The 18,593-nt window shown below is 62.1% G+C and carries 15 protein-coding genes; 6 read left to right on the top strand and 9 right to left on the bottom strand.

The features are described 5' to 3' along the window. Positions 1-40 precede the first annotated feature (40 nt). Entirely contained in the window at positions 41-1,051 is a 1,011-nt protein-coding gene (locus J2X76_RS08380; RefSeq protein WP_310214925.1) for an NAD-dependent epimerase/dehydratase family protein, read from the top strand. A gap of 52 nt (positions 1,052-1,103) precedes the next feature. Here the strand turns inward: J2X76_RS08380 and J2X76_RS08375 are convergent, their stop codons facing one another. The 4 genes from J2X76_RS08375 to trxB all read right to left on the bottom strand — a co-directional run bounded on the left by J2X76_RS08375 (position 1,104) and on the right by trxB (position 5,072). Beyond that, the gene (locus J2X76_RS08375) at positions 1,104-2,225 is read right to left on the bottom strand and encodes an alkene reductase (protein ID WP_310214922.1); all 1,122 of its coding nucleotides are present in this window, start codon (positions 2,223-2,225) and stop codon (positions 1,104-1,106) included. A 38-nt stretch (positions 2,226-2,263) separates the two neighbouring features. Further along, entirely contained in the window at positions 2,264-2,560 is a 297-nt protein-coding gene (locus J2X76_RS08370) for a helix-turn-helix transcriptional regulator (RefSeq protein ID WP_113128459.1), read from the bottom strand. Positions 2,561-3,185: 625 nt separating this feature from the next. Next, the gene (locus J2X76_RS08365) at positions 3,186-4,082 is read right to left on the bottom strand and encodes a LysR family transcriptional regulator VtlR (protein WP_162732275.1); all 897 of its coding nucleotides are present in this window, start codon (positions 4,080-4,082) and stop codon (positions 3,186-3,188) included. A gap of 15 nt (positions 4,083-4,097) precedes the next feature. After that, positions 4,098-5,072 (bottom strand): thioredoxin-disulfide reductase, encoded by a 975-nt coding sequence (gene trxB, locus J2X76_RS08360; RefSeq protein ID WP_113128461.1) that lies wholly within the window; start codon positions 5,070-5,072, stop codon positions 4,098-4,100. A gap of 220 nt (positions 5,073-5,292) precedes the next feature. Here trxB and J2X76_RS08355 point away from each other — a divergent pair, with 220 nt between their 5' ends. Continuing rightward, positions 5,293-5,775: an Lrp/AsnC family transcriptional regulator gene (locus tag J2X76_RS08355; RefSeq protein WP_405030005.1), complete on the top strand. Its 483-nt coding sequence runs from the start codon at positions 5,293-5,295 to the stop codon at positions 5,773-5,775. Positions 5,776-5,801: 26 nt separating this feature from the next. Here J2X76_RS08355 and J2X76_RS08350 read toward each other — a convergent pair whose 3' ends face one another. Further along, entirely contained in the window at positions 5,802-6,581 is a 780-nt protein-coding gene (locus J2X76_RS08350; protein WP_310214920.1) for a glycosyltransferase family 25 protein, read from the bottom strand. A 325-nt stretch (positions 6,582-6,906) separates the two neighbouring features. Here J2X76_RS08350 and J2X76_RS08345 point away from each other — a divergent pair, with 325 nt between their 5' ends. Beyond that, positions 6,907-7,932, top strand: a complete 1,026-nt coding sequence (locus J2X76_RS08345; RefSeq protein ID WP_310214918.1) for a glycosyltransferase — start codon at positions 6,907-6,909, stop codon at positions 7,930-7,932. On the opposite strand, the gene J2X76_RS08340 is transcribed toward J2X76_RS08345, so the two are convergent. Both J2X76_RS08340 and greA read right to left on the bottom strand, forming a co-directional pair. After that, positions 7,916-8,974: a glycosyltransferase family 4 protein gene (locus J2X76_RS08340; RefSeq protein ID WP_310216500.1), complete on the bottom strand. Its 1,059-nt coding sequence runs from the start codon at positions 8,972-8,974 to the stop codon at positions 7,916-7,918. The genes J2X76_RS08345 and J2X76_RS08340 overlap by 17 nt on opposite strands. A gap of 31 nt (positions 8,975-9,005) precedes the next feature. Further along, positions 9,006-9,482 (bottom strand): transcription elongation factor GreA, encoded by a 477-nt coding sequence (gene greA / locus J2X76_RS08335; protein ID WP_113128519.1) that lies wholly within the window; start codon positions 9,480-9,482, stop codon positions 9,006-9,008. Between the two features lie 239 nt (positions 9,483-9,721). Between greA and J2X76_RS08330 the strand changes: the two genes are divergently transcribed. Beyond that, positions 9,722-10,954, top strand: coding sequence for a putative DNA modification/repair radical SAM protein (locus tag J2X76_RS08330; protein WP_310216498.1), 1,233 nt, complete (start codon positions 9,722-9,724; stop codon positions 10,952-10,954). Next, positions 10,951-12,420, top strand: coding sequence for a UdgX family uracil-DNA binding protein (locus tag J2X76_RS08325; protein ID WP_310214914.1), 1,470 nt, complete (start codon positions 10,951-10,953; stop codon positions 12,418-12,420). Before J2X76_RS08330 ends, J2X76_RS08325 begins: the two co-directional genes overlap by 4 nt. A gap of 24 nt (positions 12,421-12,444) precedes the next feature. Here the strand turns inward: J2X76_RS08325 and J2X76_RS08320 are convergent, their stop codons facing one another. After that, positions 12,445-13,635: a DUF2235 domain-containing protein gene (locus J2X76_RS08320; RefSeq protein ID WP_310214911.1), complete on the bottom strand. Its 1,191-nt coding sequence runs from the start codon at positions 13,633-13,635 to the stop codon at positions 12,445-12,447. 106 nt (positions 13,636-13,741) lie between these two features. On the opposite strand from J2X76_RS08320, the gene J2X76_RS08315 reads away from it, so the two are divergent. Continuing rightward, a complete protein-coding gene (locus J2X76_RS08315) occupies positions 13,742-14,782 on the top strand; it encodes an endonuclease/exonuclease/phosphatase family protein (RefSeq protein ID WP_310214909.1) in 1,041 nt (346 codons plus the stop codon). Between the two features lie 180 nt (positions 14,783-14,962). On the opposite strand, the gene carB is transcribed toward J2X76_RS08315, so the two are convergent. Beyond that, positions 14,963-18,451 (bottom strand): carbamoyl-phosphate synthase large subunit, encoded by a 3,489-nt coding sequence (carB, locus tag J2X76_RS08310; RefSeq protein WP_310214907.1) that lies wholly within the window; start codon positions 18,449-18,451, stop codon positions 14,963-14,965. Positions 18,452-18,593: the final 142 nt, after the last annotated feature.

Genomic DNA, 18,593 nt, shown 5'->3' with positions numbered 1-18,593 from the left:
CGGTTCGACGAAGAACCGGGACAACCCAAGGAGTATCGCCATGACCGACACCTCGAATGCGAAACCGATTGCCCTCGTTCTCGGCGCTACCGGCGGAATCGGCGGCCATGTGGCACGCGGCCTCGCTGCCCGCGGCTGGACCGTCCGGGCGCTCAATCGCAAGGCCGGGGAGGCGGCGAAACGCGAGCCGCGCTTCCACTGGCTCCAGGGTGATGCGATGAATGCCGCCGACGTTCGCCGTGCCTCGCAGGATGCGAAGCTGATCGTCCACGCGGTCAATCCGCCGGGTTACAAGGATTGGGAAAAGCTGGTCCTGCCGATGCTGGACAATACGATCGCAGCCGCCCATGCCGTCGGCGCCCGCATCCTGCTGCCCGGCACGGTCTATAATTACGGGCCGGATGTCTTTCCCGAGATCACCGAAGAGAGCCCGCAGAACCCGGTAACCCGCAAGGGCGCGATCCGGGTGGAGCTGGAGCGGCGGCTGGAGGCCGCATCGAACGAGGGTGTACCGGTGCTGATCGTGCGGGCAGGCGATTATTTCGGCCCGGGCGCCGCCAATAGCTGGTTCGCACAGGGCCTGGTGAAGCCTGGCAAACCGATCAAGTCGGTCAGTCGCCCGAATGCCAGGGGTGTCGGGCACCAATGGGGCTATCTGCCCGATGTGGCCGAAACCATGCTGCGGCTGATCGACCGGGAGGCCGAGTTGCCCCGCTTCGCCCGCTTCCAGATGCGTGGCTTCTGGGACCGGGACGGCAGCGAGATGATTACGGCGATCGCCCGGGTCGCCGGACAGAAGCCGAAGGTCAAAGCGTTTCCCTGGTGGCTGCTCACGCTCGGATCGCCCTTCGTGCCGATCTTCCGCGAGCTCGGCGAAATGCGTTATCTCTGGAAAGTGCCGGTACGGATGGGGAATGACAAGCTGCTCGCTTTTCTCGGTGAAGAACCGTCGACACCGATCGACGAGGCGGTGCGGGTCACGCTTGCCGATCTCGGCTGCATCGAGCGGAAATCGATCAAGGCTCCGGAGCCGGGAGTGCTACTGGCCTGAACAAATCCTCGAAAGGAAAAGGCCGCTTTTGGGCGGCCTTTTCCGATATTCATCAGGCGACTGCTTCGAGCGCCGGGTAGTCGGTATAGCCCCTGGCGCCGCCGCCGTAGAACGTGGACTTGTCGGCTTCGTTGAGCGGTGCGTCGTCCCGGAAGCGCTGGACGAGGTCCGGGTTGGCGAGGAAGAGCTTGCCGAAGGCGACGGCATCGGCATAACCGCTTTCGACGGCCTTGGCGGCGCTTTCACGGTCATAACCGTTGTTGACCAGCCAGCCGCCGGTGCCGCCTGCCTTGCGGTAGACGTCCTTCAGTTCCCGGTAATCGAATGGCTTGTCGCCCTGGAAGAAGGCGCGGTCGCCGCCGGTCGCACCCTCGACGACGTGGATGAAGGAGAGGCCGCGGGGGCCGAGCTGTTCGACGACATAGTTGAAGACGGCCTGCGGGTTCGGATCGCTGACGCCGTTCGCGGGCGTCACCGGCGACAGGCGAATGCCGACGCGGCCGGCGCCGATTTCCCTGGTCACAGCATCGACGACTTCGAGCACGAAGCGCGCGCGGTTTTCGATCGAACCACCGTACTCGTCCGTGCGCTGGTTGGCACCCGACTTCAGGAACTGGTCGATCAGGTAGCCGTTGGCGCCGTGGATTTCGATACCGTCGAAGCCGGCGTCGATCGCGGCGCGGGCACCTTTGGCGAAATCGGCGACGATGCCGGGGATTTCAGAACGTTCCAGCGCGCGGGGAGCGGACGTATCGACAAAGGCGCCGCTGCCGTCCGGATTGATGATGTAGGTCTTGCCGCCGGCGGGAATGGCCGAGGGAGCAACCGGAGCGCCGCCGTTCGGCTGCAGCGAGACATGCGAGACGCGGCCGACATGCCAGATCTGGGTGACGATCTTGCCGCCCCTGCGATGAACGGCTTCGGTCACCTTCTTCCAGCCTTCGATCGCCTGCGGCAGGTAGAGACCCGGTACATCCGCATAACCCTGGCCCTGCTGGGTGATCGGGGTGCCTTCGGTAACGATCAGGCCGGCGGTGGCGCGTTGTTCGTAATAGGTGACGTTGAGGTCGTTGGGGATCGCTTTCGGCGAACGGTTGCGCGTCAGGGGAGCCATGACGACGCGGTTCGAAAGTTCGATATCACCGAACCTGATCGGATCAAAAATGCTGGCCATCGGAAATTCCTTATGCGGTTGGGAGGAGGCGGGTCCGATCAAAGGGTTGATCGGAGCTCTTCGAGGAAGGCCGCGATATTGTGTTCATCGCGGTGGTAGAATGCCCATTGGCCGACGCGGTCGATCTTGACCAGGCCGGCTTTTTCGAGCGTCGAAAGATGCGCCGAGACCGTGGATTGGGAGAGGCCGCAGCGTTTTTCGAACTGGCTGGCGCAGATGCCCATTGCGAGCGGGTGCGCCTGATCGGAGAAATGGCGTTCCGGCTCCTTCATCCATTCCAGGAATTCGACCCGGGCCGGATGGGCCAGCGCTTTGAGAATTTCCGTCTTGTCCATCGTCGGGATCCATATCGGAGTTTATCGATATATAGATCGTCTGAGGCCGATTTAAAGGAAGCGGTTTGCAGAGAAACGAAGGATCGTAAAAAAATGGGCCGCCGGATCGCTCCGAGGCCCAATAATTGTGAAGGTTAAAACCTCCAGAGGGGAACAGCCAGCGCAAACAACAGGGACGTCGTCGAAGCGCGCCGGCTGATCCCAATATGGGGAGATGGTTTGCCCAGGACAAGGGTGCGGACAGGATATTGAGCGGAAGTTTCGACCGGGATTTTGACAGTTGAAACGAGCTGGACGATCCCATGCCGGTTCGGAATATATCGGGGCAAAAAAAGAGGGCCACTGGATTGCTCCAGGGCCCTATAAGTGTGAAGGTCAAAAAACCTCCAGAGGGGAACAGCTGCTGCGGCGGAACTGGGAGGAAAAGCCGCCATGTGCATCAGCTATGTGCGATATGGTGGTTTTTTGTGCAGTGAACAATAGCCTTTTGTGCAGGCCAGCCATGCAAAGGCTGCAACGCTTTGTTTTTATGCGTTCAATGGCTACATATCAGGCGGCCGCAGAAGTCTACAAAGCCCTTGCTTTCCGGGGCATCGCCCGACCACAGGCGGTCCGCAGGGGTCCTTTAGAAGTTCCAGTTGCGGGCCTTGCCGACCACAAAATCGCGGAAGACTTTCAGCTTCGCGGCGTTCTTCATTTCATCCGGATAGCAGAAATAGGTGTCGAACGAGGGGATGTCGGCGTTGATCGCCAGCTGAATCAGTCCCGGGTCGCGGCCGACGATATAATCCGGCAGGCAGGCTATGCCGATTCCCAGCAGGCAGGCGCGCTTGATCGAGGTCTGGCTGTTGATCTGCAGATGCGGCGTGCGGGTGTTGTCCGATGAACGGCCGGCATATTCCAGCCAGTTGACGTCCAGCAGATAGTTGGGTGCCGGTTCACCGAAGGTGATGATGCGGTGGTTGTCGAGATCCTCGATCGACTGCGGCTCGCCGTGCCGGTTGATATAGGAGGGGGCCGCGTAGACGTGCATGTGCACGGTGAAGAGCTTGCGCTGGATGAGATCGGATTGCACCGGCTGGCGAAGCCGGATGGCGCAATCGGCATGGCGCATGTTGACGTCCACTTCCTCGTTGTCGAGGATCAGCTGGATCGACATTTCCGGGTAGAGCTGCAGGAATTCCTGCACCTTGTCCGTCAGCCAGCCCTGGCCGAGGCCGACGGTGGTGGTGACGCGCAGCTTTCCGGACGGTTTTTCGGTCGTCTCGGTGAGCTGCATCTTCACCGTCTCGAGCTTCAGCAGCACGTCGTGGGCGGTGCGATAGAGGAGTTCGCCCTGTTCGGTGAGGATGAGGCCGCGCGCGTGGCGATGGAAGAGTTTTACCCCGACATCCTGTTCCAGCGCGCTGACCTGCCGGCTGATCGCCGACTGGGACAGGTGCAGCTTGTCGGCCGCATGGGTGAAGGACCCTGCCTCCGCCGCCGCGTGGAAAATGCGCAGTTTATCCCAATCGAGCGGCACACCCATCGTTGAACGTCACTCCGCGGCTATGGCAACCGGCTGGATGCCGGAGAGGTAACGTTCCGCCTCGAGCGCTGCCATGCAGCCCATGCCGGCGGCGGTGATGGCCTGGCGGAAAGTATCGTCCGTCACGTCGCCGGCGGCGAACACACCGGGCACGTCGGTCGCGGTCGAATCGGGCGCCGTCCACAGATAGCCGTTCGGCTTCATCTTCAATTTGCCCTTGAAGAGTTCGGTCGCCGGCGCATGGCCGATCGCCACGAAGACGCCGTGGATCGGGAAGTCGGTGACCACGCCGGTCTGGGTGTTGCGCAGCTTGACGCCTTCGACCGACGGTGGCATCGGCGCCTTGGCCGGCTTGCCGGTGATCTCGGCGATCTCGGTGTTCCACAACACGCTGACATTGGGGCGCTGGAAGAGGCGTTCCTGGAGTATCTTTTCAGAACGGAAGCTATCGCGGCGATGCACGACCGTGACCGACTTGGCGATGTTCGACAGGTAGAGCGCTTCCTCGACGGCGGAATTGCCGCCGCCGACCACGATCACGTCCTTGTTGCGATAGAAGAAGCCGTCGCAGGTGGCGCAGGCGGAGACGCCAAAACCCTGGAAATGCTGCTCGCTCTCGATGCCGAGCCATTTTGCCTTGGCGCCGGTCGAGATGATGATCGTCTCGGCGGTCCAGACCTGGCCGGAATCGGTGCGCACGGTGAACGGGCGATGGTTGAGCTCGACTTCGGTGACGAGGTCGTTGACGATCTCGGCGCCCACATGGGTCGCCTGTTTCAGCATCTGCTCCATCAGCCAGGGACCCTGGATGGGATCGCCGAAGCCCGGATAATTCTCGACATCCGTGGTGATCATCAGCTGGCCACCCTGTTCCATGCCGGCAATCAGCACCGGCTTCAGCATCGCGCGCGCCGCATAGATGGCGGCCGTGTAGCCAGCCGGGCCGGAGCCGATGATCAGGACCTCGGTGTGACGGGAGGACATGGACAATTTCCTTTCAAAGACCGGTCGACGTTTCGTTGCCCCTCATATAGGTGGTCGATGTCCGGTCTGCCGCTTTAGAAGCGCCATGTAAGAGTGATCCATGCAGCAATGCAAGGGCAGCCTTGCACTAACAACAGATCAGTTGGCACGGGAGGCCCCTTAGAGCCGTCTGGCGACATATTCTTGCTTAAAATTCCTCTTGCGATAAAAGCACAGCAGAATGAAGGGGACTTCCGTGCTTCGCGCCGATCTTGACGCCATCGACCTAAAAATCCTGAAGGAATTGCAGCGCGACGGGCGCATGACCAATGTCGAGCTCGCCGAACGTGTCGGCATTTCGGCGCCGCCCTGCCTGCGCCGGGTCCGCAAGCTCGAAGAAGCCGGCATCATCGAGGGGTATCACGCGCTTCTCAACGCCCCGAAACTCGGCGTCGATCTCGTCGCGTTCTGCATGGTCGGGCTGAAGCGGCAGTCGGACGCGGACTTGAAGGCCTTCGCTTCCAAGGTCCAGCAATGGCCGATGGTGCGCGAAGCCTGGATGGTCAACGGGGACAGCGATTTCCTGCTGCGCTGCGCCGCCCAGAACCTCACGGTTTTTCAGGATTTCGTCATCGAGGTGCTGACCGCCGACCAGCATGTGGACACGGTGCGCACCATGCTGACCATCCGGCAGGTGAAGCAGCTGGGGCTGGTCGAGATCTGAAGCGCCCCGTTGCGGCGGGCGTTTCGTCACTTGCTCCCGGCAGGGCGAAACCGCTTCTTTTGAATGAAGGCGATCAGCTTGTCCTCCATCAGGCGCCGCTGCTTGGCAAGCGCGTAGAACCATTTCCGCTTGTTGGTTTTTCTGGCGCGGCCGGAGCTTGTGAGGATTTCGCTTGCCGCATCCGTCGTGGTGACGGGCGAGGGCCAGAAGGAATAACCGTGGCCGGTGCGGGTCAGCCAATGGCGGAAATAGTTGTCGACGGGGGCGAACATCTTTTTGTGTTCCTCGATGAACAGCCGGGCGCCTTCGCGCGACCAGACGATGGCGCTTGTGGTCATCGGGAAATAGTGGGCAGCCACCAGCTCGCAGTCATGGCCGCCGATCTCGTAGCGGGAAAGCGGGGTGGCGATCTTCAGCTTGTTGTTGCCGATATTGATCAGCCGCCAGTGTGGATCGGCTTTTTCGAGATCGGGGAGGGCGGCTTGAAGCAGTTCGACCGGATTGCAGAGCGGCAGGGCGTCGTCTTCCAGCACCAGCGCGTAACGGGCGTCGGACTTCAAAAAATGTTCGGCGACCTTCAGGTGGCTGCGGTAACAGCCGATTTCGCCGCCGACCAGCGTGCGGCCCATGTAGCTCTCGGCGCGCTCCGCGTCATAGTCCGGGATCGTCGCAAGATCGAACTTACGGCCGTCGACGGCGGAAATCCGTTCGAAGGGGACGCCGAAGGCTGAAAGCCGGTCGCTGATGGTCTGCAGGCGGTCATTGCTGCCATCCAGATTGATGACATAGGTCTCAAGCGATTGCATTTTTTCCTTTTCCGGCAAGGAGGCGCGGCGGCGTTTCGCTCGCCCTGGCCGCTCTCGGCGCCGGTAGACTTGTGATGGTCGAACCTTTTCGAACGTTGCTATACCGTGGCCGGGTGGTTTTTGGAACAAGCTCGTTCCGGCCCGATAACATCGTTCGTGCAACTGCCGGGAGGTGTGGTGCCGTATCCGGAACAGGTCCCGCATTTAAGGCAACCGTTTTCGTCGCATTTGCGCAGGTTTTTCAACCGTAACAGGTCGGCGGTGCTTCCTTCGGATGCCGATTTCGGTATACAGCGGCGTAAAGAAAACGGCAGGACGACGATTTATGCGGGTTCATCAGTATATTTTCGGCAAGGACGGCGGGGCGGAGAAGTTCTTCGTGCATCTGGTCGGGGCTCTCGATCGCCGCGGCGTCGAGCAGACGGTCGTGATGCGCTGGAACCGCCGCTGGAAGCCGGATGTCGAGGCCCATGCCAAGGTGATCGAGAGCAATTTCCGCAACCTGTCGATCGATCGCATCCTGTTGCCGATGAAGGTGCTCTCCATCGCAAAGCGTGACAAGGCCGACGCGATCATTTCCTGGTCCACCCGTGGCGCCCGCCTGATGCCGGACTATAAGGGCGGTATCAAGCTTTCCCGCCTCGGCGACTACCCGACCCATCTCGGTTATTTCAAGAATTCCGACATTCTCGTCTGCAACACGCCGGGCATTGCCGACCACGTGCGCAACAATCTCGGCTGGACCCGCGGCGTCGAGGTGATCTCCAACTTCACCGATACATCGGTGGTGGCGCCCGTCTCCCGCTCGATTGCCAATACGCCGGAAGGCGTGCCGCTGGTCATGACCATGGCGCGCTTCGTCAAGCGCAAGCGGATCCATCTGCTGATCGAGGCGATGACGGCCGTGCCCGAAGCCTATCTGTGGATCGCCGGCGAAGGCGAGGAGCAGGAAGCGCTGGAGGCTGTGGTGCGCGAGCACAAGATGGAGGAGCGCGTGCGCTTCCTCGGCTGGCAGAAGGATGCGCGGCCCTATGTCGCCGCCGCTGACATGTTCATCATGCCGTCCAGCCACGAGCCGCTCGGCAACGTGATTTTCGAGGCCTGGGCGCAGAGCAAGCCGGTAATTTCGTCGCGTTCGGAAGGCCCGTCCTGGTTCATGCAGGACGGCGAAAACGGCCTGCTCGTCGATATCGACGACACGGCAGGATTTGCGCGCGCCATCAACCAGGTGATCGCGGACCGCCAGCTGGCGGCGAGCCTTGGAGAAAAGGGCAGGGCGACGCTGGTCGGCCAGTTCTCGGAAGAGGCCGTGGCAGGCGCCTATATCGACCTGTTCAAGCGGAAGCCGTGATCCGGTAGATATTGCCGAGCAGCTTTGCCTCGCCCTCGATGCTGAAGTTTTCAAGCGCGTGGGTGCGGGCCCGGTGGGAGGCCGCCTTGCGGCGCTGCTCGTCATCCATGAGGAGCGCAGCGGCATTGGCCATCGCATCAACGCTGTCGCGGGCGATGATCAGGCCGGTCTCTTCATCGCCGGTCACCAGCAGTTCCGGAAACGCGCCGACATCGGTGGCGATCACGGGAACCGCGGTCGCCATGGCTTCCAGCGGGGTCAGCCCGAAACCTTCCCAGCGCTGCGGCGCGATGAACAGGTCGAGGCCGCGGTACCATTCGTTGATATCGGTGTGCTCACCGACGAACAGTATGCGATCGGCAAGCCCTGCGGCGGCAACCTTCTTCTTCAGGCCGTCCTCGAATTCCACATGCGGGCCGGTGGCGCGGCCGGCGACGATCGCCGACCAGTCCTTGCGCTCTGCGAGCAGTTTGATCATCGAATCCACGAAAAGATCGGTGCCTTTCTGGCGGCGCACGCGGCCGAAGCAGCCGACGATCTTCTGCGCGGGATCGAGCCCTTTGGCGCGCTTGGCTTCCGCCTTGTCCGAAGGCGGCGAGAAGCGGTTCGTATCGATGCCGTGCAGCACGACGGTGTTCTTGACGGTAAGATAATCCGCCGTCTTGCCGCTCGTGGCAATGACGCCATCCATCTTGGAGACCAGCCATTTCGTCCAGCCGGTATGGTGGCGCTGGGAGGCCGAGGTGAAGACGATCTTCAACGGCATGCGCAGCACGTCGCGCATGACGATCGCCGGCAGCATCTCGACGTTGCGGCGGGCATGCCAGATCCGGCACCGTTTTCCGCGCGGCGGGGTCCACAGGCGGAAAAGGTCGCGATAGCGGATGTGCGGCAGATCGGCGGGCAGGCCGGGGCCGAGCGCCGCGACCTTCTGGCCGAGCGCGCGCTGAACCGGTACGAGCTGGATGATCGTCGATGTGACGCCGGAGAGGCGCCGCTTGAAATTCGGCGCGATCACTTCGACGTCACGGATATCGATGATGGCGGGATCGCCTCTTTTGCCCACGGGCGTATCAGCCCCAGGAAACGGCGAGGATTTCGTAGGCCTTGGAGCCGCCCGGCGCGACCACTTCTATGGAATCGCCCTTTTCCTTGCCGATCATCGCACGCGCGATCGGCGAGGAGATGGAGATGCGGCCGGCCTTCACGTCGGCTTCCTGATCGCCGACGATCTGGTAGATCTTTTCCTCGTCGGTGTCCTCGTCGACGAGCTTGACGGTGGCGCCGAACTTGATCTTCGAGCCGGACATCTTCGACAGGTCGATGACTTCGGCGCGCGCCGTCAGGTCTTCGAGCTCGGTGATGCGGCCCTCATTGTGGCTCTGGGCTTCCTTAGCGGCATGGTATTCGGCATTTTCCGAAAGGTCGCCATGGGCGCGCGCTTCCGCGATTGCCTCGATGATACGGGGGCGCTCCTCCTGCTGACGCCAGCGCAGCTCCTCCTGCAGCTTGGAAAAACCACTCTGCGTCATCGGTACCTTTTCAACCATTTTCTTGTCCTTCAGGCGCATGCCCGCGGATACCGCGGACACAAAAAGAAACAGGTTCCGGAGCGAAACTTCGGAACCATCGTAAAATCAGAATGTAGGTCACTATAACAGAATTTCGACAGCGAGCGCTAGGAATTTCGAAACCCTGTCGGTGTGCTCCTCCTTCCGCATCTGGATGCAAGCGGCACCAAATGTCAATGACTTGACGGGAAGAAAAAGAACATTTAGTGAACGTACTAATGAAGAAGTCGCTGAAAGAACGCCTGGCGATCCTTTCGGACGCCGCCAAATACGATGCTTCCTGTGCCTCGAGCGGAACCGTGAAGCGGGACTCGTCTGCGACCGGCGGGCTCGGCTCGACAGAGGGGTCGGGCATCTGCCACGCCTATGCGCCGGATGGGCGATGCATATCGCTGCTGAAGATCCTGCTCACCAATTTCTGCATCTACGACTGCGCCTATTGCATCAACCGGTCCTCCAGCAATGTGGAACGGGCGCGTTTTTCGCCGGAAGAGGTGGTCTGGCTGACGCTGGAATTCTACCGGCGCAATTATATCGAAGGCCTGTTCCTGTCGTCCGGCATCATCCGCTCTTCGGACCACACGATGGAGGAGATGGTTCGGATCGCGCGGGAGTTGAGGACCACGCATAATTTCCGCGGCTATATCCACCTGAAGAGCATTCCCGAAGCGTCTGCGCATCTGATCGAGGAGGCGGGGCTTTACGCCGACCGGCTGTCGATCAATATCGAACTGCCGACCGACAGCGGCATCGGCAGGTTAGCGCCCGAAAAGCGGCCGGAAAACATCCGCCGCTCCATGGGCAAGCTGCGGCTGAAGATCGAGGAAATGGCCGAGCCGACGCTGCAGACGAAACGAAGGAAGACGTTTGCGCCGGCCGGGCAGAGCACGCAGATGATCGTCGGGGCGGATGGCGCCAGTGATGCGACCATTCTCGGTACCAGCGCCCGGCTCTACGGCAGCTACGGGCTGAAGCGGGTCTATTATTCCGCGTTCAGTCCGATCCCGGATTCGTCGAAAAACCTGCCGCTGATCAAGCCGCCTCTGATGCGCGAGCACCGGCTCTACCAGGCGGACTGGCTCTATCGTTTCTACGGTTTCGATATCGGCGAGATCACCGCGACGCAGGCGGGTGGCATGCTCGACCTCGATCTCGATCCGAAGCTCGCCTGGGCGCTCGGCCATCGCGAACGGTTCCCTGTGGACGTCAACCGGGCGGAGAAGGAGATGCTGCTCAGGGTGCCGGGTTTCGGCACCAAGACGGTGAAGGGCATCCTGTCGTCGCGGCGGTTTCGGCGGCTGCGGCTCGATGATTTGAAGCGTCTTGGTGTTTCGCTCAGGAAGGTGCAGCCGTTCATCACGGCGGAGGGCTGGACGCCGCACCGGCTCGTAGACCGGGCAGATCTCAGGGCAATGTTCGAGCCGAAGCCCGAGCAGCTGTCGCTGTTATGAGATACCGTTTTTCGCTGCGGGGCAGGGGCGATCTGACCGAGTGGCGCGATGCCGCCCGTGCCTTCCTGATGGCGGGCATCGTGCCCGAATATATCGAATGGCGGACCATGGACGATGCCGACGGGTTGTTCGGTTTCGACGACAACCACCTGCCGCCGCCGCAGCCGGACTGTAGCCCGATGACGGTGCAGCCTGCCTTCATCCGGCTGGCGCAGGCGGTGCTCTGCCATTCCGACCCGACCCGGTTTGCGCTGCTGTATCGCATGCTGTTCCGAATGGTGCATGGCGGGGTTGTACATGGAAGGCATCTGTTGCGGATGGCGACCGATCCGGACGTGGCGGCGGCGGCGCGGATGGCGAAATCGGTCGGCCGCGACTATCACAAGATGACTGCCTTCGTGCGGTTCAAAGAGCTGCCGCTCAAGGAGGGTGCGGCCGGGCGGCGGCGCTTCATCTCCTGGTTCGAACCGGATCATTTCATCATCGCCCGGGTGGCGCCGTTCTTCCAGCGGCGCTTCACCGACATGGACTGGCTGATCGCCACACCGAAGGGTTCCGCTTCCTGGGACGGCGAGACGCTGCACACCACCGACGAGCCGGCGGACAAGCCCGACCTGCGCGACGAGACGGACGAGCTGTGGCGCACCTATTACGCCTCGATCTTCAACCCGGCCCGGCTGAAGGTGAAGATGATGACCACGGAGATGCCGAGGAAATACTGGAAGAACCTGCCGGAGGCGGAGCTCATACCGGGCCTGATCGCCAATGCTGAGGCACAGGTCATCGACATGGCACGCAAGGCGGCGAGCGAGCCTTTGCCTTTCCATCACCGGATCCAGCAGGCGGCGGCCAGGGCTCCAGTGGAGCCCAAGGCAGCCGCCGGCACGCTTGCGGCGCTGAAGCAGGAGGCGCGGCATTGCACCCGCTGCGACATCCATTGCCTGGCGACCCAGACGGTGTTCGGCGACGGGCCGCCGGACGCGCGCGTGATGTTCGTTGGCGAACAGCCGGGCGACCAGGAGGACCTGGCGGGCAAACCCTTTGTCGGGCCGGCCGGAAAACTGTTCAACGACGTGATCGGCGAGGTCGGCATCGACCGAAGGTCGCTATACATCACCAATGCGGTGAAGCATTTCAAATACGAGCCGCGCGGCAAGCGACGCATCCACCAGAAACCTAATATGGGCGAGGTGCGGCAATGCCGCTGGTGGCTGACCCAGGAACTGGAACTGGTGAAGCCGAGGCTGGTGGTGGCGATGGGGGCAACGGCGCTCTTCGCGCTCACCGACATGCGCCGGAAGCTGGAGGACGTCAGGAGCGAGCCCATTCCCCTTAAGGAAGGGCGCACGCTCTTCGTGACGGTCCATCCGTCCTATCTGCTGCGTATTCCCGACGAAGGCAGGAAGGCGGAGGAGCTTGCCCGGTTCAGGGAGGATATGAGCCGGATCAAGCGCCTGGCGGCGTGAGCGGAGAAAATGATTCAGGGCCCGCTAGGACACGAAGGTCGGGTTGCTCGGCAGGTTGGGCGGAGCGTAGGCGCCGGTACTCTGGCGGGTTTTGACGGATTGATGGATCAGGGCATCCTGCGGGATCAGGCGCGGGTCGACGCAAGGGATATAATACCCGGTCGCCGCGTGGCGTTTCCGCCAGGAGGTTTTCGGGACCTTGCGCGGGATGCACTCCACGAGACGCCATGCCCAGTTCATCGAATCGTGCAGGGGTGCGCGCTGATCGAGTTCGACGTAATCGTGCTTCTCCCCTTCACCCAGAACGATCTTGCTGATGATATCGTCCTTGTAGTGGAGGCCGGTCGGCCGGGTCTCCCGGATCATCCAGTCCAGCGGAATCTTGATCTGGCCGCTTTCCTCTTCCGGGAAGCCGCCGCCGACATCGCAGTGGAACCCCGAGAACCACACCTCCCTGGCGTTCTGGGGTCCCTTTGGCGCGGCAAAAGGGTTGCCGCGATAGACCTGGCCGGATGTCCACAGCTCGGGCCTGAACATGGTGCGCTTCTCGTCGATCGCGAGAGCATGGCGCACCCATTCGACGCTGGGATTGCGATGCGTGAACGGGTGGGTCTTCAGCTGCAGCCGGCCGTGGCCGGTCTCGATCATCGAGGCGACCGTATCGAAGAGACCGAGCAGCTTGATCGGGGGGCGGTCGTTGTCGAGCATCCGCTCGTAAATGCGCATGCCGGCGAAAGGCGAGGCGTTTCCTCCACCCGACGCCGGCGGTTGCTCGGATATATCCTTGTAGGTCCGGTAGGCGTAGTCGAGGAGATTGAGATAAAGAGGCGAGGTCAGCCCGAAGGCGTGGATGAAGCCTGCCAGCACCCTGGCGGTATAGGCGCCACGGCTGAAGCCGAACAGGTAGATGCGGTCACGGTCCGGGTGGCCGCCGTTCTCGACAGGCCCGCAGTCATAGTTTTCGACAAGGAAGCGATAGGCTTCCTTGACGTTGTGATCGAGGCCCCAGCCGGTCGCAAGGCCCCACACTTCGGTCGCGTTCCGGGCAAACGAAGACCAGTTTTCGTCAGCTCCGAATGTGCCAACGCCGGGATCGTAATAAACGATCTGCCTTTCGGAGCGCTCCAGCGTTCCGAACAGTCTCAGGATATTGGTGCGGTCGGCGGATATTTCGTTCGACGTACCGTCGAACAGAATGACGATATTCTTTGACATGGTTCCCCCCGGATGATCCAGCCGGGAGACTATCATCACCGTGTCATGTTTACAATTTTAAGTAGATGCATCAGTCTTGGCATTCGTCATTTTGCGGGAGGCAGGCATGGCCGATTTCAGATTCGCGACCTTCAATCTCTATCATTTCGCAGCACCCGGCATTTTCTGGCACGAGCGGGATCCGAAATCGACCTATACGCCCGAGCAGTGGCAGGCCAAGCAGGCCTGGATCGCAGGCAGGCTGGCGCAGATGAACGCCGATGTCGTCGGCTTTCAGGAAGTGGTCTCGTTCGAGGCGCTGAGGGACCTGACCGCCGCAGCGGGTTATCCGTATTTCTACAACGCCGGCACGCCGATTTTCGACGCCGAGGACAGCGCGATCTATGTGAATGCCACGGTTGCGATCGCCTCGCGTTATCCGTTCGCAGCGGTGGGAGACCTGATAGGGGTTGCCGATATCGACGTCGATACGGTTGTCGATCCCGGCTTCACGTTTTCCCGCACGCCGGTTGCGGCGCGCATCGACCTGCCGGGAATCGGCGGGACGGACATCTATGTCTGCCATCTGAAATCGCAGGGCGCATTCGTCGATCCGCGCGATGTCGATCCGATCGAGGACTGGGCCGCTAAGATCAAGACCTATTATTCGCTGCGCAATGCCGCCGGCGTCGATCAGGTCGCCAAACGTGCGGCGGAAGCGGGCGTCGTCTACCGGCTCTTCCGCCGCGCCATCGACCGCGACAACGACGCGCCGGTCCTGCTGCTCGGCGACCTCAACGAGGGGCCGGATTCCCACACGATCGGCATTCTGACCCAGGGCGAGCGGGTATTTTCCTGGGGCAGCATTCCGGGCAATGACGTTCCGGCGGAATTCGCCTTCCTCAAACACGTCTACAAGCTCTACGACGCGTGGGCGCTCGTGCCGACCCAGCTTCAGGGCCGGCCGATCACCCACAGCAGTTCGGGCCACGGTTCGATCCTCGACTACGCGATCGTTTCCAACGGCCTCAATCCGAACAACCCGCGCCGCCGCGGGGCGGTGACCAAGGTGGAGATCTTCGACGATCATTTCCGCGACGGGCCGCCGAAGGGGATTGCCTCCGACCACGCGCCGGTCGTCGTCACCATAGCCGGACGCAGTGCCTGAAGATTTGGGAACTTGAGGACTTCGAGCGTGACGATGGGGAGCGTGTCGAACGGCTCGTCGTCAATATCAGATCGAACCGGCTCTGCGTCGGGCCTGGCAGGCGCCGTGCATGGGGCGCCGCCTTGAGGTAGCATGAAAAAGGCGGCGGCCGAAGGTCATGCTTCGGCCGCGCCGTCATGGTCAGGCGAAATAGCTCTGCAGCGGGCGGACTTCGAGATTGCCGGCCTTGAGCGCCTTGATCGCCATGGCGGCAGCTTCCGCGCCGGCCATGGTTGTGTAGTAGGGCACCTTCTGCATCAGCGTGGCGCGGCGGAGCGATTTCGAATCCGAGATCGCCTTGTTGCCGTCCGTCGTGTTGATGACGAGCTGGACCTGGCGGTTGCGGATCGCATCCTCGATATGCGGGCGGCCTTCCAGCACCTTGTTGATGCGGGTGGAGGTGATGCCCTGTTCGGCGAGGAAGCGCGCCGTGCCGCCGGTCGCCAGGACCTTGAAACCGATCTCGGTCAGGATGCGGATTGCCGGCAGAACGCGCTCCTTGTCCGCATCGCGCACCGAGACGAACACGGTGCCGGTGCGCGGCAATTCGACATTGGCGCCGAGCTGAGACTTGGCGAAGGCAAGTGCGAAATCCGTATCGAGGCCGATGACTTCGCCGGTCGAGCGCATTTCCGGGCCCAGCAGCGTATCGACGCCCGGGAACTTGGCGAACGGGAAGACGGCTTCCTTGACGGCGATGTGCTTGAGGTTGCGCGGATCCGGCTTCGTGCCGTAGGCGGCAAATGTCGCGTCGAGTTTTTCGCCGGCCATGACGCGGGCGGCGATCTTGGCGATCGGTGCACCGATGGTCTTGGCGACGAATGGCACGGTGCGCGAGGCACGCGGGTTGACTTCGAGCACGTAGATCGTGCCGTCCTTGATAGCGAACTGGACGTTCATCAGGCCGCCGACATTGAGCGCCTTCGCCATGGCCTTGGCCTGGCGTTCCAGCTCGTTGAGCGTTTCCGTCGAGAGCGTGCGGGGCGGTAGCGAACAGGCACTATCGCCAGAGTGGATGCCGGCTTCCTCGATATGTTCCATGATGCCGGCAACATAGACGTCGGTGCCGTCGCAGAGGCAGTCGACGTCGACTTCGATGGCGTTGGTCAGGTAGCTGTCGAACAGAAGCGGGTTCTTGCCGAGCAGGGTATTGATCTGGCCGGTCTTGTCGTTCGGGTAACGCTGCTTGATGTCTTCCGGCACCAGGCCCGGAACTGTGTCGAGCAGGTAGGTCTGCAGCATCGATTCCGAATGGATGATCTGCATGGCGCGGCCGCCGAGCACGTAGGAGGGACGCACGACCAGCGGGAAGCCGATCTCGGCGGCGACCAGGCGGGCCTGTTCAACCGAATAGGCGATGCCGTTGTTCGGCTGGTTGAGGTCGAGCTTCATCAGAAGCTTCTGGAAGCGGTCGCGGTCTTCCGCCAGGTCGATCATGTCGGGCGCTGTGCCGAGGATCGGGATGCCGTTCTTTTCCAGCGCTTCGGCGAGCTTCAGCGGCGTCTGACCGCCGAACTGGACGATGACGCCGACGACTTCGCCCTTTTCCTGCTCGGCGCGCAGGATCTCGATGACATCCTCGGCGGTCAGCGGCTCGAAATAGAGGCGGTCGGACGTGTCGTAGTCGGTCGAGACGGTTTCCGGGTTGCAGTTGATCATGATCGCTTCATAGCCGGCATCCTTCAGCGCGAAGGCGGCGTGGCAGCAGCAATAGTCGAACTCGATGCCCTGGCCGATCCGGTTCGGGCCGCCGCCGAGGATGATGACCTTCTTGGCAGCGGAGACTTCCGCTTCGGAGCGGAGCGAGCCCACGAAAGGCGTCTCGTAAGTCGAGTACATATAGGCGGTCGGGGAGGCGAATTCGGCGGCGCAGGTGTCGATCCGCTTGAAGACCGGACGGACGTTCAGCGAGTTGCGCAGTTCCGCGACTTCCTTCGGACGCTTGCTTGTCAGGCTGGCGAGGCGGGCGTCGGAGAAGCCCATGGCCTTCAGCATGCGCAGGTTTTCGGCGTCCCGGGGCAGGCCGTGCTCCCGGATGCGGGCTTCCGTATCGGTGATTGCCTTGAACTGGGCGATGAACCACGGATCGATCTTGCAGGCCTCGTGGACCTCGCCTTCGGTCAAGCCGAGGCGCAGCGCCTGGGCGACCATGCGCAGGCGATCCGGGGTCGGCGTGCCGATCGCGGCGCGGATGGCGTTTTTGGAGTTCTCGCCGTCTTCGAGGCCGGGAATTTCGATCTCGTCGAGGCCGGTCAGGCCGGTTTCGAGACCGCGAAGCGCCTTTTGCAGCGATTCCGCGAAAGTGCGGCCGATCGCCATGACTTCACCGACCGACTTCATCGCGGTGGTCAGGACCGGCGAGGCGCCCGGGAATTTTTCGAAGGCGAAACGCGGGATCTTGGTGACGACGTAGTCGATCGACGGTTCGAACGAGGCGGGCGTCGCGCCGCCGGTGATATCGTTGTCGAGTTCGTCAAGCGTGTAGCCGATCGCGAGCTTGGCGGCGACCTTGGCGATCGGGAAGCCGGTGGCCTTCGATGCGAGCGCCGACGAGCGCGAGACGCGCGGGTTCATTTCGATGACGACGAGGCGGCCGTCCTTGGGGTTGACGGCGAACTGCACGTTCGAGCCGCCGGTCTCGACGCCGATCTCGCGCAGCACCGCGATCGAGGCGTTGCGCATCATCTGGTATTCCTTGTCGGTCAGCGTCAGCGCCGGCGCGACGGTGATGGAATCGCCGGTGTGGACGCCCATCGGGTCGATGTTCTCGATCGAGCAGATGATGATGCAGTTGTCCGCCTTGTCGCGGATCACCTCCATCTCGTATTCCTTCCAGCCGAGCACCGACTCCTCGATCAGCACTTCGGTAGTCGGCGAGGCATCGAGGCCGCCGCCGACGATCTCGAAGAATTCCGAGCGGTTGTAGGCGATGCCGCCGCCGGTGCCGCCCATGGTGAAGGAGGGGCGGATGATGGCGGGAAGGCCGACCACGTCGATCGCCTGGGCGGCGATCGCCATGGCGTGGCTGATATAACGCTGCTTGCGGTCGGTCTCGCCGAGGTTCCACTGGTTTTCGAGTTCGTCGAGCGCCTTGTCGAGCTCGGCGCCGGTCAGGCTTTCTTTTACCCGGTTGCGCTCGGCCTCGTGGGTCTTGCGGTCGGCATCCTTGATATCGGTAGCGTTGGCGAGCATCGATTTCGGGGTTTCGAGCCCGATGCGCGACATCGCCTCGCGGAACAGGGCGCGGTCTTCGGCCATGTCGATCGCGGCGGGCTTGGCGCCGATCATCTCGACATTATAGCGGTCGAGCACGCCCATGCGTTTCAGCGAAAGCGCGGTATTGAGCGCCGTCTGGCCGCCCATGGTGGGCAGGAGCGCGTCCGGGCGCTCCTTGGCGATGATCTTGGCGACGACTTCAGGGGTGATCGGCTCGACATAGGTGGCATCCGCCAGGCCCGGGTCGGTCATGATCGTGGCCGGGTTGGAGTTGACCAGGATGACCCGGTAACCTTCTTCCTTGAGCGCCTTGCAGGCCTGGGTGCCGGAATAGTCGAATTCGCATGCCTGGCCGATGACGATCGGACCCGCGCCGATGATGAGGATCGATTTCAAATCTTGGCGCTTGGGCATGGGTATCTTTCCGCTTTTTTCCTGCGCGGAAAACCGGCGCGGTGTGGAGAGGCACCGGTCGGGTCGCGCGCGCATGTCTTTTCAGGCTAGACGCGGCTTATAGGCAAATGTTGTGGGGAACGGAACCCCATAAATCGCCCAA

The organism is Neorhizobium sp. 2083, from assembly GCF_031455615.1.
Lineage (GTDB): Bacteria > Pseudomonadota > Alphaproteobacteria > Rhizobiales > Rhizobiaceae > Neorhizobium.
Note: the sequence above shows the minus strand (reverse complement) of the source record. Positions and strands in the feature narration are given on the sequence as shown.